Genomic DNA, 14,536 nt, shown 5'->3' with positions numbered 1-14,536 from the left:
GATACGCCCTGAGAACCGGTTGTTTGTTAGTCAGATGAGTTAGACGAGTTAGACGACTTATCTTGTGATTTGCTTACATTTGTATACGTATTATGGCTCGAATATTTTCGGATAATGGATACTTCTACCCGCCGGTTTTTCGCCTTGCCTTCAGGTGTCTTGTTGCTTGCGATCGGATGGTACTCTCCATAACCGACCGACATAAACCGTTTCGGATCCAGCGCCTCATTTTGTAGGAGGATCTTCATAAATTGCATCGCCCGATCAGCGCTAAGCTCCCAGTTGGACGGGTATTTGCTGCTGTTCTCCGGAAAGTCGTCCGTATGACCGGATACAATGACATCGTAGTCCGGGAATTCCTGAAGCAGGTTCGATATTTCTTTGGCCAATGCACGAGCTTCGGGCTTGACCGTCGCTTCACCTGGTGCAAACAGCGCATTATCCCGAATTGTAATCATCAGCTGTGAGTGATTCAGCTGGGTGCTTAATTCGGTACTTAAACCATTGTTCTTAATATAAGAGTCCAGCTGTTTCTTCAGTTTTTCCATATCTTCCTGTTCTTGCTTCATCAGCTCAGCACGCTTCTTTTCTTCGGTTTTCGAAGCCGGGATATTCAGTGCCTCATTACTACCTGAACGGTTGCTATTGCTTGGTTCTATTTTGTTATATTCAAGAACGCCCGTACCTCCGGTCAGGACAACATTGAACGCATCGCTCATTTCCTGAAACTTCTTGGCGTCAGTTGAACTCATCGCGTATAAGACTAGAAACAAGGCCAGCAGTAGAGTCAGCAGGTCTGCATACGGAAGGAGCCAGGATTCGTCAGCATGTTCTTCGTGGGGCTCGTGTCTAGTCTTTCTGCTCACTAGAACCAGCCTCCCTTTCGATTATCTTACCACGCTCAGAAGGAGTCAGGAATACAGACAATTTTTGGCTGATTGCAATTGTTGATACACCCGATTGAATGGAAAGCAAACCTTCCACCATCATGAGCCGGATTTCCATTTCACGTTTGGACAAGCGTTTTAATTTGTTGGCCAAAGGGTGACAGATGACATAACCGGTAAAAATACCAAGCATGGTGGCGATAAAAGCAGAACCAATCGCATGAGCAAGGGCGGTCATGTCTTCCATTTCGGCTAGGGCAGCAATCAAGCCAATAACGGCACCGAGTACCCCCAGAGACGGAGCATACATCCCGGCCTGGGAAAAAATAAGGGCACCCGCACGGTGGCGTTCTTCTGTAGCGTGAATGTCCTCCATCAACACATCACTAACAAACTCCTGATCGTTACCGTCTATAATCATGCGCATTCCGTTACGGAGAAAAGGATCGTTGATTTCATCAACTTTTGACTCCAGCGCCAGCAAACCTTCGCGGCGGGTTATGGAGGCAAATTCCATAAAGAGGGCGATCAAGTCAGCTTTATCCATCAGTTTTTGTTTTGAGAAAGCTATTTTGATAAGCTTGGGAAATTTTTTGAGCTCCGACATCGGGAAGCCTATGAACAATGTAGCTGCGGTTCCGCCAATGATAATGACATATGCAGCAGAGTTAGCTAAGGCAGTCAGCGAAGCTCCCTTTAAAAACATTCCCAAAAGTACAGATATAACTCCAAAGACCAAACCAATAATTGTAGAAATTTCCATAATACACCTCATCCATGAGAAATAATTAACGAATCCTTTCGTTTTGCCCCCCTTTGGGTAGACATCATTGTGTAAACGAGCGCATTAAACTATTTATCGTCAGGTTAGCCTTTTTTTTTTAGCCGTAATTTCCGGTATAATAGAAGGAGAAGAACTTGCAGGTATAAGGGACAGAAGGGAGTGAAAGTGGTTGGGAGTTCGACATGGGCGTGATTACGGTGAAATTTTGACAGAATTAACCGCAGCGGTTGGGCGAATTGCGGACAGCTATATATTTTTTGAAATGGACCCGAAGGAATGGAACAACCTTGATGATTCAGAGAAAAATGAGGTTCATGAAGCGCTGGCGGAGGATTTATTTTATGCTCTAGGGACAGAGCCTGTCATATCTGTTGGGAGCGGGGTTGTTATTCATGATCAGACAAACTATCGGATCAATATTTTAATCGGGGAAGAAGAATTGGCGTTTGTAGCTCTCGTCTAGCTTAAGTAATGAAACTGAGATCCATGGAATACAATTAGATGAATCATTGGTCCCGCACTGGTGGGAGAGGTTTTTTTGGGGAGGAAGATAAGATGCTGTATACACAGCAGGAAGTTGAAACACATCTGGAAAGACTGGAAGGCTGGGAATTGGAGCAGGGGCGGTGGATTATCCGCAAATACACGTTTCCTGCGTTTATGAAAGGAATTGCTTTTGTGGATGAAGTCGCTGCGATTTCGGAGGCATTCGGTCACCATCCCTACATTACGATCGACTACAAAACCGTGACACTGCGACTGACTTCATGGGACGAGGGCGGTATTACGGCTATAGATATCAAAGAGGCACAGCAGTTTAATGAGGCATACGAAAAAAGCCGTTCCAAAGACAGTAAGGAGCTGCAGTAAGCCGTTTGTTTTTTTACAAAAGATAAGAATTATAAAAACACGCTTGAAGCAGGACATCCCTGTTCAGGCGTGTTTTGTGTTTTCTTTGGAGAAACGTCGCCGCCCTTAAAAAAGGACGACGAGGGTATTTCTCCGTAAAATTTAAGAAAGTAGCTACTGTATTATTTCTTCTCGGATAGATAAAGTGCAAGATTGGCTATTTCCTCTGGACTCAATTGATCTTTAAAGGGAGGCATGCCATTACGGCCTTTCGAAATTACGTTGAACAATGCTTGAGTATCCATCTGTCCGCCTACTTGCTGGAGAGCTGGCGCTGCTCCGCCTTGAAGCTGGTCACCGTGACAAGTAATACAGCTGGCTTTCAAAGTAGCTTCAGCTGCAGCAGGGTCCAAGGTTACTTCAGGCATCGAAGGTTTTGCTTCTTCAGCTACTTGTTGTTTCCCTGGAAGCGTAAACATTAGTACGAGGGCTAACCCGCATGCGACGAAGAACAAACCGCTCATCACCCATTTTTGCATCGTCATATCGTCCTTTCTTATGTATACTGCAATTGCTTCTATTATAAACGAACATATAAAGACATCATAGCAGTTATGACAAAAAAAGCCAATAAAAATAACGTTTTTTAAAAATAAAATATATAGTTGATATCGTACACTGTTTTCTAAACATTGGGGAGCGGCTTATAGACCATGCAATAAAATAGATCTTTACCCGTTGGGGTCATCTTTTCGTAAGTATCCGTAATCTCAAATCCGGCTTTAACGTATGTACGGATCGCACGTTTATTCCACGTTAGAACTTCCAAGTCAATTTCGTCATCTGGGCGGCGCCGTCTGGCTTCAGTCACAATAGACTCTACAAATTGTTTGCCCATGCCAAGTCCGCACCATTCGGGCCGCATACCAAGGCCGAGACGTGTAACGCCCTCTAAAGGGAATAACTGCGCAAATCCCCACAGCCGTTGCTTTTCATCGAGAATGGACAAATACTGCTGCTTCCGAATTTCGGGATCGCCAAATTCAATGGCCAGCTCTTTCATTTGCTCCCAGGGCAGCCAGCCGTAGATATTGTATGGAGGTGGGTAAGTCCAGCTGCAAATTTCAGCTGCATGGTTCGAATTCATAGGAACGGCATATAGCCGGTGGGCCTTAGGAAGCATTATAAGTTCTCCTTACATCATATGATTTACTTCTGAATTACTGCTCATTATTTGCAAAATTGATGTTTTTCACATCTTTAGATGGGGTAATTGATATTAAGGTGCTGCAAGAGAGGCAAGTAATGAACTGAAATTATTTTTTTAATTTCTTTTTCGTAAAAGTAAAAACTTTTTTATCGGTCTATGCGTTATAACAGTATAAAGAAAAAGCCGCGAAAGAGATAGAAAGAAATCTCACTCGGGCTTAGGTCAATTACATTTATGAAATTCGTTTAATTGTAGTTCACTGTGACATCTTTATATTTGCTCGGGCTCATAACCCGCTTGGCCCCAATATAACGCTTGCCGAAATAGCTTGAGTTTACCGGGGTAATCGTGACACCTTTAGAGGTTGAGGAATGTGCGAATTTTCCGCCGCCTACGTAAATCCCTACATGGGAGACACCTCTGCCTGACGTATTAAAGAATACAAGATCGCCTGGTTTCAGCTGGCTTTTTGGCACGGGAGTCCCAACTTTATATTGGGCTGCCGATGAGCGCGGCAAAGTCATTCCAAGTTGCTTGAACACATAGCTTGTAAATCCGGAGCAATCAAATCCTTTGGTTGTCGTTCCACCCGCTTTATAAGAGACGCCGATGACTGGTTTGATTGTCTGATGTAGCTTGGAGTCTGCGAAAGCGCTTCCGGTACCTAATGTAAGAGCGATGGCCAGGCCAAGAGAGACGGCAGTTAACTTCTTTTTCAAGGGATAATCTCCTTCCATACCTGCGAGGTTAGCTTAAGGGTTCGGTTGAAGGTTAGCCTATGATCCCTCTGTTGCGAGATCAATTCACCCAAAGACGGTTCCCCCGCTTCCCGATTACAACGGGAATTCGGCTTTTAAAATTGAGTTTATAAGTCATACGATTATGAATTCTTATGAATTAGTTACAGTAAAGATGACAAAGTTGTTACTAACACACTGGTTATTTTAACAGAGGATTAACTATTTGGCAAACGAGGAAAGAATATTTGAACCAAAAAATCCCGTTCTTCCTTGGAATGAACGGGATTTTTTTATTTTTTGACTGGATATATTCATTGTTTATAGCTTGACAGTATGAAATGCTATATGATTTCGAGGGTATAATTGTCTTTTTTTGATGGAAACAAGGGATACAATTTGATAGTGAGAAGGTTTTTTTATGGATATGTGAACACTTTTTAACTTTGATGTTGATGAGTATGCCATACATGATATTGGGCGGTAACGCCCCACAGCTGAAATAAACTGCTGATAAAGTAAGAAGCTTGTTGGATGATCAGTCCGATCAGACCAGCCCAAAGTAAAGAAAGACCACTAAGCAGAAGGAGAACGAGCATCGCGGTTCCGCCGATCATAACCGACATGTGTACCGCCTTTTTCATATGACGGATGCAGATGGTTAGAGCGGACAACATACTTATACCGGCCGTTTTTCCGAACTGCATGTAAAGAAGAAACAGGTGAATAAGATATGCATACAACAGCCAGCAGAACAGATAAGGAGCGAGCTTTAATAAAGCTGACGGGTCACGGATGGCATCTATAAGTAAAGGCAGCATTTTCGGGATCAGCCAGTATGCAGGAGCAAAAGTTAAAATGGTTTCAGCGAAATAAAATAAAGTTACAGGTTTCCACAGTTTGCGAATCCCTTTGAAAAAGAACAGACCTCGCTCGCCTCTTGCTTCTTGATGAAGATTGTAAAATATACCGGCATGAATCAGAGGAGTTAAAATCATACGGACCATCAGCATGCCGAGCAGTAACCAGGCATAGGTATGAACGTCGTTGCTTTGGGCCAGGGCCATTTCGCCCTCGTAAAAATACAGCAGCTTGCTAAGCTCATTTGGAGCAGGGTCCGGAAATCGCAGCAGAAGGGGGATAACGGCTGATTTTACGAGCCGATATAGAAAGTATCCCCACAGCAGACGATACAAAAACAGAAGTATAATAACGTAAAATTGATCTTTTACACTGGTCCAGCCTTGGCCTGCGTAGCTTTTCATGTGCTCCCTCCTTACCATGATAGGCTGCCGAACAGTGTTTCCACCAGCTTGGTGACGCTCAGGTTCCAGCGTGTGGCAACTTTCGGGTCCATTCCCGCCTTCATATAGTTATTGATATGTTTGTTCTCAAGCACGATGGAGTACTTCGGATCAACCATTACCCAGAGCAACGGAGATTTATGCTGGATTTCATACTTGGTTTTTCCGTTTTTGCCATCCCACACCTTCTCGATCTTCTTCCCGTTTTCAAATGCAAACCTGATCGGGATATCGGAGACATCGCCCCCTTTGCTGACGATGTTCACTACTGTTTTATAGGCGGGTGCTTCCGAGGTTCCGGTATTTTGGGTATGGATGCTCTCTACAGCAACATCAGCCATTTGGTTACCGTATATATACTGATCAAAATAAGCTTGCCATGGCTGCTTGGTTACTTGCTCTACAACCTGTTGAAAGTTTTTGGTTGTCGGGTGTTTAAATCGGTATTTCTTGGCATAAGTCATCATGATTTTGTCCATGGTCTGCTTGCCGACGATTCGTTCAATGTCTAGCAGCACCAGTTTACCGCGTGTGTAGACGTTTAAAGCATATTTTTCATGAGAGCCGAATTTCCACGATTCCTGTGTCAACGGCTGAGGCGAGGTGATGGCTGCAGCTTGTGCAGCTGTATTTGGAATCAATCCATATTCTTGCTCCATAACCCGATCCTCTGCATAGGAGGTGAAGCCCTCGTCAAGCCAAGCTTCCTCAAACTCATTGCTTGCAATCATTCCGTAGAAATATTGATGACCAATTTCATGAATGATCGTACGTTCCAGCTCGTACCCCGGTGAATCGTCCTTGGCTCCAAACGCAGTCACCAAAGTCGGGTATTCCATACCGCCTGCTCCGTTACCAGCATCTGGAGGTACTACAATCGATAAAGTGGAGTATGGATAAGAGCCATACCATTTTCCGAAAGAGGCTAGAGCCGTTCGAGCAGCGTCAAAATATCGGTCTTTTAAATCTTTATGCACTGGATCGAGGTAAAGCTTAATGCGGACGCCGGGTACACCGGGTGCTGAGAAGGCTTCTTCCGCTACGACAAAATCAGGCGAGGCCGCCCAGGCGAAATCATGAACATCGTCTGCATAGAAGTGGTAGACCTTCTCTCCGTTTTCTTTTACAGCTGGCTTGGTCGGAAAGCCGGTAGCCGCGACAATATAGTTTTCCGGTACCCGGATACGTACACTATAGATACCGAAATTGGCATAAAACTCGGAATTCCCATGGTATTGGTGAAGGTTCCAGCCTTCCTCAGTACGTTCACGTACGCCAACAGGCTCGTATACACTGATCTTCGGAAACCATTGTCCTGCCATCACAAAATCCCCTGCTGTACCCATACGCGCAAAAATTTTGGGCATATCCACTTCAAATTCCATATTCAGCGAAATGCTTTCGCCGCCTTTAACAGGGCGCGGCAATCGCAGCTTTACCAAGCTTTGATCTTTCACATTCCCGTCGTCAGGCTGAACAAATTGAAGGCGGTGGAGCAGAGACACCCCTTGGGTCGTTTTGATTCCTGTAATTTTCATTGAACCGTAGCCGTTCTCCGGCATCCGATCCGATCGAAGCCGTCCGTCTGATTCCTTCATAAATGTAGTGTCTTTAGAGGAAAAAGCGTTAGGGTACAGATGAAAATAAAGCTCGTTTACAGCTTTTTTACCAGGATGAGTCCAGGTTAACGTCTGTTTTCCCTTCAATTTGTTTTCGCTCGGCTCAAACCTGACATCCATGTGATATTCAACCAGTCTGTTGCTCAGTGCGGGAGCGGGTACATCGTACTGAGCTTTAGGTGGAGATAAAGGAGCTTTCTCCACAACAGGCTTGCCCATATTTGGAGCGAGAACAGATTCTGAAGCACGGCTCCCCTGCAAAAGAAACAGCATTGACCCTCCAAGAAGAGCAAGGGCGAGCAGGGATGAAAGAAAGACTTTGGCGCGTGGTGGGACCATATCGAACAACCTCCCGTTGACAAGCATCTACAGCATGTATATGTTTGCTTTTAGATGATTATTAGTTAAAATGAAATTATTGAGGTCAGTTGTAAGAAGAATGAACTAGGCGGGGCTTTTTTCCGTCCTTATATAGGAGGTTTACCGTAATGGAGAATCAGGAGAAGAAGAGCAAGAAGCCGATTGCCCTTAACATTATAAACAGCAAGAGCAAGCATAAAGGGTTCGGCGCAGGTTCCATTGATCTGAACAGTATTTCTCCGGTCATCATTGATGGCGGGGAGGCGAGAATCGAGATCGGTGCGATGCACGCGAAGAGCAAGGTAGAGCGCGGCATCCGATTTTCTACGAACCGGGAAGATGTACCAAACGGTCGCCAAGTGTGGATTGTATGGGTGTGTGTGGATCGCACGGCCGAGGGACAGCGTTATGTTGGTATGACGGCGTGCGAGATGCTGATCGATAAGGAAGCACGGCGGGGGTGGAAAATTCTCGCGGACCATGTAAATAAGATGGACTTGGCAATGAAAGGGAAAGTTATTCTTGATGGATTAGGTAATGTGGAGAAGCAAGCGCTGAAGGATTTGTTAATCTCCAAAAATGAAGAATGGTGGAATGCCTCTTCCGATGAAATCAAGAAGGCGCTCGATATAGAATCGTAATCATAAATATTTAAAGGCCCGATGCGGAGTTTTTCGCATCGGGCTCTTTTTTGGGGAATGATAGAATCGTTTTTTTGTTAAAAAGGAAGCTTGTACGTAAACGTCTTCCCTTTGTCCACGAATGGGTGACTCCATTTGAAGGTTAACATCTGATTTTTATATCCGGTATATGTGAGTCCATCGCCAACATAGCCGGCTTCAGTATAAGGATACTCTTCAATTAACTTTTTTGCTTCATCATCTAACGGAAGTTTTTTGTAGATCTGAATGGATTTTTTCGCTGTAGGATGAACAATAAAGAGCGTTGCGTCTTTATAAGGACGAACTAGCAGAAATTCCGGTTCGATCGCCTCCACCGAGAAATCATCTTCTACACCGGTAATTTTGGCCAGATCATATGTTTTGACAACTTTCCCGGTAGGATGAACAAGCTGCAGGACACTGCCATTCATGATCGCTACGTTTCCTTTGTAGCCGTTGATGTCCGGATTTACACTGCGACCGCTAAAATTAGAGTAATTGGTGGTACCCTGTTTCACGATTTTACCCTGATGGATGAGGACGCGCGTACGGGACTCATGAATATGCGGTTCCCCGTGAACATTGTTAATATCCACTACATAGCTGGAAGGATTAATTTTACGAGGTGTAATATGAAGCCGGTCAACATTTTGGATCGAAACCTTCCCAGCCTTTCTTGGGACACTACCGGCATGGCCCGTCAGCAGCGTTCCGTCCTTAGTGTTTAACCAGAAAATCTTGCCTCCGGCAGCTCCAGAAGCATATTCCTTGCTTCCTTGAAGCGAAACCGTGGATTTCCCCTTCCATTTGATCGGGATACCAAAACCCTTGTTCAGCAGTGAAACAGGCACATAAGTGACGCCGCGTTTTACAACTGGGGCAGCTCCAAGCGATAGGACGGTTCCTTTAGAGTTGATTGCAGTTGACTGTCCAGGCTTGATGCGGATTGACTCTCGCGGACTGCTAACATATAGATATTTCTTGTTCGGCGTGAATGTAACGATAAGATCCAAATATTCCGTCATTTCCTTGATTGGAACAAACACAACGCCGTTCTTTTTAAACGGGGCATTTTGTAATTCCAGTTCCCAGAATGTAGAGGGTTCTTGTTGGGAAGCTTTGGCGGACGCCGTCTGCTGCCATCCTGGAACAAAACCGGATAAGGGTGTGAAACCAATGGTCAGGGCCAGCGTCACTGCGCCAGCTATTTTGTATGGTTTTATTTTTTTCATAAAATACCACCTCCTCAGATTTAGACGCTCAACGATTGGAAAAAGTTTCAAGTTTATTCATTCCGAATGTTCACATGAACGGTATCTGGGGTGGTAGGTAACACGCTGCCGCCTTTAGGTTCGATACTTACAGCAATATGCTCGATTTCCTGGGGGATCTCCCCATTGACATAGAGATACGCTTTATCACGGTTATACTTGAGCAGGCCGATATTTGAGCGTTTGTCATTCGTTATGGCCCATACTTGATAATCATGATTCAGTGATGGTCTAATTCCATTGAGCAGGAATAGTAATTCATCGGAATTACCTTTAATCCATACAAAACCATCTACGTTTAATTGCGTATGCTGATCGATACGGTAAGCGACGGTTTGCGGATCGGATATAAGTGAACTGCCTTCGATATGGGTTACATCCTCCACCCAATCCGGCTGTGAAGCGGTCATAACCGAGCCTTTGGAATCCAACATATTGATAAGTAGGAATAATGCCAAACAAGCGGCAATCGAAACAGAAAAGATTGGACGCCGTCCGAGGATCTTCAATTTATGAAAAAGTGCATGAGCTAAAAGCTTTATTCTTATACGACTTGAGGGCATCAGAGATGTGTCATTTGGCTGAAGTTCGGAATCGAGCTGATGACCGGCATCATTCGGAGCCAGTGTTTGTCGCCATATCTGTATTTCATTGCTGCACGAATGACAACTTTGGAGATGAAGGGCTAATTGCTCGGATTTGGAATCGTCAAGTTTGTCCAATACGAAATCGATAAGCTCTTCTTCGTTCCAGCCACAATTTGTGTTAGTCATGTCGTATCACCTTCTTTTTCTTATCTATCCACCCTAAACTGGTCAACTGTTTGTGCAAATTATTCAGGCCGTAACGAACGAGCGATTTAACGGTACCTAATGGTATTTGCCGTTCGGCGGATACTTCCCGATGAGTTCTGGAGCCAAAGTAGACTTCAGTCACGACTTCGCTCTGTTTTTTAGGAATGAGCTGCAACGCTTCACGAATCGCTTCGTTTTGCAGATTCGCTAATACGGATTCTTCAACCAGCGCACCGCTTGACCTGTAGCTGATTGCGGATTCAACGGATTCTGAAAGCTCATCTGCAGTTGTTCTTTGTTTCTTTCGCAGTCGATCCATACAGCGGCTACGTGTCATTACAGCCAGCCATGCTTCCAGACTTCCTCGGGATGGATTGTACTGATCCGCTTTTCTCAATATTTCTAAAAAAACATCGTGACAAACATCCTCTGCTTCCATCTGGTCTTTCATCGTTCGAAGGGCGATTTGCAGTACAAAAGGTGCATACCTGATATAGAATCGATCGAAAGCTGTAATGGAGCCATTCTTCATCTCTTCTAACAGGCATAATATTTCGTTATCTGATTTGGACACAAATTCTTCCCTCCCATCGAAGATCTATATTTAAATACCAAAATGATAAGGTCAGCATACTTGGCCTCTATTTCTCGCAGAAACCCTGTTACCCTTCAAGAGGAATAACGAAATGTCTCTACTTAAATATGTACCAAATATTTTTGGTGATGTGAATATAAATCCATCGGGTCTCAATCGATTTAATGTTATTTTAAGGTTGTTTTAAGCAAATTTTTATCTAATACGATAAATCCAAAGTGGCCCTCTCGTTCGTAACTTTATTGTATAACATTTTAAGGAGGGTCATTATTATATGTTACGAGCAAGTAAGAAAAGAGTTGCATTACTGCTCAGCTTTATGCTGGCGATCGGGATTTTGGGGGCGATCCCAGGAATGAGCAATCAGGTGAGCGCTGCAAGTGGGGTGTCTTTATATACGCCTTATACAAGCCTCATTGCGCCGCCTGGAGAATCTATTAATTATTCCATCGATGTTATTAATAACACCGGTCAGATTCAGGATGTAGCGTTAAGCGTGGATACGGGAAAAAGTAAATGGAATTATGAGTTAACCTCCAACGGGCATAAAATTCAAAGAATCGCTGTCAAACCTAATGAGTCGCAAAATATAAATCTCCAATTGGATGTTCCTCTTGAAGTAGATAAGGGAGAATATGCTATCAAAGTGAACACCAATCTGGGCAGCGTGCTTAATCTGAAAGTTCAGGTTTCCGAACAGGGAACGTATAAAACAGAGCTTAGATCAGAGCAGCCTAGCATTCAGGGTCATGCTGAGACAACCTTTGACTTCAGTGCTACCCTTCGGAATCGCACCGCTGAGAAACAGCTTTATGCATTAAGAGCCAAGGCTCCTGCAGGTTGGGATGTTAAGTTTTCGGTTGGAGGCACGGATGTAGCTTCCGTGAATGTAGAGCCGAATGCTTCTGAGGAAATCACCATTTCAGCTGTTCCACCTAAACAGATCAAAGCAGGTTCATATAAAATTCCGATTGAAGCAACAACCAATTCCACTTCGGCTGAAACTGAGTTTGAAGTGGTGATTACAGGGACGTATGCGATGGAGCTGACTACGCCAAATGAGCTGTTAAGTACGTCCGTAACTTCCGGTTCATCCAAAAAGCTGGATCTGGTTGTCAAAAACACCGGTACTAGCCCATTAAATGATATTAACTTGAGCTCAACCGCACCAACTGACTGGGAAGTGACGTTTGAGCCCCAAACGATAGACAGTTTGGAGCCTGGTAAAACGGCAAATGTACAGGCTACCATCAAAGCTGATGAGAAAGCAATCGCAGGGGACTATGTAGTAAATATGTCAGCGCAGACGGCAGAGAAAACCGCAGATGCTCAATTCCGGGTTGCCGTAAAGACTTCCATGCTGTGGGGGTGGCTCGGAGTATTGATCATTTTGGCCGTTGCGGGTGGAGTCTACTATCTTTTCCGTACCTACGGGAGGAGGTAAACGGTGGGACAATCGATTATTGAACTAACAGGTCTGACCAAAAAATATGGTGAGTTGACAGCTGTCAATCAACTGAATTTATCGATTCAGGCGGGCGAAATATACGGACTTCTGGGGCCGAACGGAGCAGGGAAATCGACAACCATTTTGATGATGCTCGGCCTGGCTGAACCTACTTCAGGGTCTGTTCGTGTCTGCGGATACAATTCAACAAGACAACCGCTGGAGGTAAAGCGGCGAGTCGGCTATATGCCTGACGATGTTGGCTTTTATGAGGATCGTACACCTCTGGAGAATTTGATTTATACCGCAAGGTTGAATCGTATACCGCTGAAGGATGCCAAGGAGCGTGCCGAGAAACTCATTGACCGCGTCGGATTAACCGATGCGATTTCGAAAAAGGTAGGTACGTTCTCACGCGGGATGCGGCAGCGTCTGGGCCTTGCTGATGTGCTTATTAAAGAGCCTGAAGTTATCATTCTGGATGAGCCTACACTGGGGATTGATCCTGTAGGGGTACGCGATTTACTTCAACTTATACAAAGGTTAAGGGATGATGAAGGGATTACCATTGTACTGTGCTCACATCATCTGCATCAGGTACAGCAAATTTGTGACCGTGTCGGTCTATTTGTTAAGGGACAATTGCTGGCAGAAGGTGATGTGCCAAGCTTATCGGCAAAATTATTTGCCGGTGAACCGGTACGCATTCATGTTAAAGCCGACCCGATCTCTCCATCTTTATTCGAGTCGTTATGGGATCTGGATGGAGTATTGAACGTCAAGCAAACGAAAGAAGACCAGCTTGAGATCGATTGCCAGGGCAATCTGGCTGGTGTTATCGCCGGCATGATCATACAATCCGGTGCCGTGCTGACACATATTAGCACTAAAGAGTACGGGCTGGATGAAATCTATCACCGTTATTTTGAAGGAGGCGAATCCGGTGAATCAAATGCTGCACAAGCTAAAGCTGAAGCGACGAACCGAACGTGATTCCGTTCCTCATCCATTCTGGATAATGGTGCAAAAGGAAATGACCGATCACATCCGAAGCTGGCGATATATTATATTACTGGCTTTGATTGCGTTGACTTGTATCGGCTCGATCTATACGGCCGTTACGGCACTGAGCGGCACTGCTGGATCAGAGGAAGCGGAGACATCCTTTTTATTTCTTAAAATTTTTACCGCATCGGACGGGACACTTCCTTCGTTCGTTACTTTTGTCAGCTTCCTGGGTCCGCTGATCGGTATTGCGCTTGGTTTTGATGCCGTGAACTCGGAACGTAACAAAGGAACTTTAAGCCGGGTGATGTCTCAACCGATTCATCGCGACTATTTTATCAATTCCAAGTTTGTTGCCGCCCTGATCATGATTGCCATTATATTTTTTGCACTTGGGTTTCTTGTGATGGGCTTTGGCATGTTTACGATTGGTTATCCACCAACAGCTGAAGAATTTTTGAGGGTTATTCTGTACTTGTTTATGACGGTAGTTTACGTCGGATTTTGGCTAAATCTCTCCATTCTTTTCTCGATCTGGTTTCGTCAGGCCGCAACATCAGCGCTATTGTCTATCGCAACGTGGCTGTTCTTTTCGGTGTTTTTCGGGCTGATTCTTAATTTGATCGCCGGAATGATCGCACCGCCTCAAACAGCAGGGGTTGATCAAATTCTAAGCTATCAAAGTTCACTTCAGTTCATATCCCGATTATCGCCGGCACAGCTGTTTAGCGAAGCGACGATGACCTTGCTTATGCCGAATATCCGTGCGCTCGGACCGCTAACGATGCAGCAGCTTGTTGGAGCGATTCCGGACAGTCCGCTGCCGCTCGGTCAGAGTATACTGCTTGTTTGGCCGCAGCTGACGGCGCTGATTGCACAAACGGTTATTTGCTTCGGGCTTTCATATGCTTTATTTATGAAGCAGGAAATTCGCTCGCGCGCATAAGTCTAGAAGGGGAAGAAGATTGTTAGTAATCGGAGGATTTGATTCGTAACTTGAGCGTCTTTCATC

General features: G+C 44.8%; 16 protein-coding genes and 1 riboswitch. Of the genes, 6 read left to right on the top strand and 10 right to left on the bottom strand.

What is annotated here, in order from left to right; translation table 11 throughout:
* Positions 1-26 precede the first annotated feature (26 nt).
* Both motB and motA read right to left on the bottom strand, forming a co-directional pair.
* Entirely contained in the window at positions 27-866 is an 840-nt protein-coding gene (gene motB / locus C8268_RS21030; protein ID WP_106769501.1) for a flagellar motor protein MotB, read from the bottom strand.
* Positions 850-1,650, bottom strand: coding sequence for a flagellar motor stator protein MotA (motA, locus tag C8268_RS21025; RefSeq protein ID WP_106769500.1), 801 nt, complete (start codon positions 1,648-1,650; stop codon positions 850-852). The genes motB and motA overlap by 17 nt, the downstream gene beginning before the upstream one ends.
* 190 nt (positions 1,651-1,840) lie before the next feature.
* Between motA and C8268_RS21020 the strand changes: the two genes are divergently transcribed.
* Together C8268_RS21020 and C8268_RS21015 are read left to right on the top strand one after the other, a co-directional pair.
* Positions 1,841-2,134 carry a hypothetical protein gene (locus C8268_RS21020; RefSeq protein WP_106769499.1) on the top strand — a complete coding sequence of 98 codons (294 nt, stop codon included), beginning with the start codon at positions 1,841-1,843 and terminating at the stop codon, positions 2,132-2,134.
* Positions 2,135-2,226: 92 nt separating this feature from the next.
* Positions 2,227-2,541, top strand: coding sequence for a 4a-hydroxytetrahydrobiopterin dehydratase (locus C8268_RS21015; RefSeq protein ID WP_106769498.1), 315 nt, complete (start codon positions 2,227-2,229; stop codon positions 2,539-2,541).
* Between the two features lie 161 nt (positions 2,542-2,702).
* On the opposite strand, the gene C8268_RS21010 is transcribed toward C8268_RS21015, so the two are convergent.
* The 5 genes from C8268_RS21010 to C8268_RS20990 form a co-directional block, all read right to left on the bottom strand.
* Complete coding sequence (locus C8268_RS21010) at positions 2,703-3,059, bottom strand: c-type cytochrome (RefSeq protein ID WP_106770052.1); 357 nt, start codon at positions 3,057-3,059, stop codon at positions 2,703-2,705.
* A 146-nt stretch (positions 3,060-3,205) separates the two neighbouring features.
* Positions 3,206-3,703, bottom strand: coding sequence for a GNAT family N-acetyltransferase (locus tag C8268_RS21005; RefSeq protein WP_106769497.1), 498 nt, complete (start codon positions 3,701-3,703; stop codon positions 3,206-3,208).
* Positions 3,704-3,975: 272 nt separating this feature from the next.
* Entirely contained in the window at positions 3,976-4,449 is a 474-nt protein-coding gene (locus C8268_RS21000) for a C40 family peptidase (protein WP_106769496.1), read from the bottom strand.
* Positions 4,450-4,452: 3 nt separating this feature from the next.
* Positions 4,453-4,592, bottom strand: a riboswitch (cyclic di-AMP (ydaO/yuaA leader).
* Positions 4,593-4,907: 315 nt separating this feature from the next.
* Positions 4,908-5,732 carry a hypothetical protein gene (locus C8268_RS20995; protein ID WP_106769495.1) on the bottom strand — a complete coding sequence of 275 codons (825 nt, stop codon included), beginning with the start codon at positions 5,730-5,732 and terminating at the stop codon, positions 4,908-4,910.
* An 11-nt stretch (positions 5,733-5,743) separates the two neighbouring features.
* Entirely contained in the window at positions 5,744-7,729 is a 1,986-nt protein-coding gene (locus C8268_RS20990) for a M1 family metallopeptidase (RefSeq protein ID WP_106769494.1), read from the bottom strand.
* Positions 7,730-7,878: 149 nt separating this feature from the next.
* Here C8268_RS20990 and C8268_RS20985 point away from each other — a divergent pair, with 149 nt between their 5' ends.
* On the top strand, positions 7,879-8,391 hold the full coding sequence (locus C8268_RS20985) for a YwhD family protein (RefSeq protein ID WP_106769493.1): 513 nt from the start codon (positions 7,879-7,881) through the stop codon (positions 8,389-8,391).
* Positions 8,392-8,468: 77 nt separating this feature from the next.
* On the opposite strand, the gene C8268_RS20980 is transcribed toward C8268_RS20985, so the two are convergent.
* Genes C8268_RS20980 through C8268_RS20970 form a run of 3 tightly spaced genes read right to left on the bottom strand, consistent with a single transcriptional unit; the run spans position 8,469 to position 11,051 of the window.
* Complete coding sequence (locus C8268_RS20980) at positions 8,469-9,644, bottom strand: copper amine oxidase N-terminal domain-containing protein (protein WP_106769492.1); 1,176 nt, start codon at positions 9,642-9,644, stop codon at positions 8,469-8,471.
* A gap of 53 nt (positions 9,645-9,697) precedes the next feature.
* Positions 9,698-10,456, bottom strand: coding sequence for an anti-sigma factor (locus C8268_RS20975; protein ID WP_106769491.1), 759 nt, complete (start codon positions 10,454-10,456; stop codon positions 9,698-9,700).
* A complete protein-coding gene (locus C8268_RS20970; RefSeq protein WP_234032926.1) occupies positions 10,449-11,051 on the bottom strand; it encodes an RNA polymerase sigma factor in 603 nt (200 codons plus the stop codon). Before C8268_RS20970 ends, C8268_RS20975 begins: the two co-directional genes overlap by 8 nt.
* Before the next feature lie 295 nt (positions 11,052-11,346).
* Here C8268_RS20970 and C8268_RS20965 point away from each other — a divergent pair, with 295 nt between their 5' ends.
* Genes C8268_RS20965 through C8268_RS20955 form a run of 3 tightly spaced genes read left to right on the top strand, consistent with a single transcriptional unit; the run spans position 11,347 to position 14,470 of the window.
* Positions 11,347-12,516, top strand: coding sequence for a COG1470 family protein (locus tag C8268_RS20965; RefSeq protein WP_106769490.1), 1,170 nt, complete (start codon positions 11,347-11,349; stop codon positions 12,514-12,516).
* Positions 12,517-12,519: 3 nt separating this feature from the next.
* Complete coding sequence (locus C8268_RS20960; protein WP_106769489.1) at positions 12,520-13,512, top strand: ABC transporter ATP-binding protein; 993 nt, start codon at positions 12,520-12,522, stop codon at positions 13,510-13,512.
* A complete protein-coding gene (locus C8268_RS20955) occupies positions 13,472-14,470 on the top strand; it encodes an ABC transporter permease (RefSeq protein WP_106770050.1) in 999 nt (332 codons plus the stop codon). The genes C8268_RS20960 and C8268_RS20955 overlap by 41 nt, the downstream gene beginning before the upstream one ends.
* Positions 14,471-14,536 lie beyond the last annotated feature (66 nt).

Origin of the sequence: Paenibacillus faecalis, assembly GCF_900289175.1 — a bacterium.
Lineage (GTDB): Bacteria > Bacillota > Bacilli > Paenibacillales > Paenibacillaceae > Paenibacillus_AQ > Paenibacillus_AQ faecalis.
The sequence above is the reverse complement of the archived record's forward strand: the minus strand, read 5'-3'. Positions and strand labels throughout refer to the sequence as shown.

What these genes read in the sequence shown, in the direction of transcription:
- C8268_RS20975 (WP_106769491.1), bottom strand. Translation starts at nt 10,456, where the DNA reads ATGACTAACACAAATTGTGGCTGGAACGAAGAAGAGCTTATCGATTTC.
- C8268_RS20990 (WP_106769494.1), bottom strand. Translation starts at nt 7,729, where the DNA reads ATGGTCCCACCACGCGCCAAAGTCTTTCTTTCATCCCTGCTCGCCCTT.
- C8268_RS20985 (WP_106769493.1), top strand. Translation starts at nt 7,879, where the DNA reads ATGGAGAATCAGGAGAAGAAGAGCAAGAAGCCGATTGCCCTTAACATT.
- C8268_RS21010 (WP_106770052.1), bottom strand. Translation starts at nt 3,059, where the DNA reads ATGCAAAAATGGGTGATGAGCGGTTTGTTCTTCGTCGCATGCGGGTTA.
- motA (WP_106769500.1), bottom strand. Translation starts at nt 1,650, where the DNA reads ATGGAAATTTCTACAATTATTGGTTTGGTCTTTGGAGTTATATCTGTA.
- C8268_RS21005 (WP_106769497.1), bottom strand. Translation starts at nt 3,703, where the DNA reads ATGCTTCCTAAGGCCCACCGGCTATATGCCGTTCCTATGAATTCGAAC.
- C8268_RS20980 (WP_106769492.1), bottom strand. Translation starts at nt 9,644, where the DNA reads ATGAAAAAAATAAAACCATACAAAATAGCTGGCGCAGTGACGCTGGCC.
- C8268_RS20955 (WP_106770050.1), top strand. Translation starts at nt 13,472, where the DNA reads ATGCTGCACAAGCTAAAGCTGAAGCGACGAACCGAACGTGATTCCGTT.
- C8268_RS21015 (WP_106769498.1), top strand. Translation starts at nt 2,227, where the DNA reads ATGCTGTATACACAGCAGGAAGTTGAAACACATCTGGAAAGACTGGAA.
- C8268_RS20995 (WP_106769495.1), bottom strand. Translation starts at nt 5,732, where the DNA reads ATGAAAAGCTACGCAGGCCAAGGCTGGACCAGTGTAAAAGATCAATTT.
- C8268_RS20965 (WP_106769490.1), top strand. Translation starts at nt 11,347, where the DNA reads ATGTTACGAGCAAGTAAGAAAAGAGTTGCATTACTGCTCAGCTTTATG.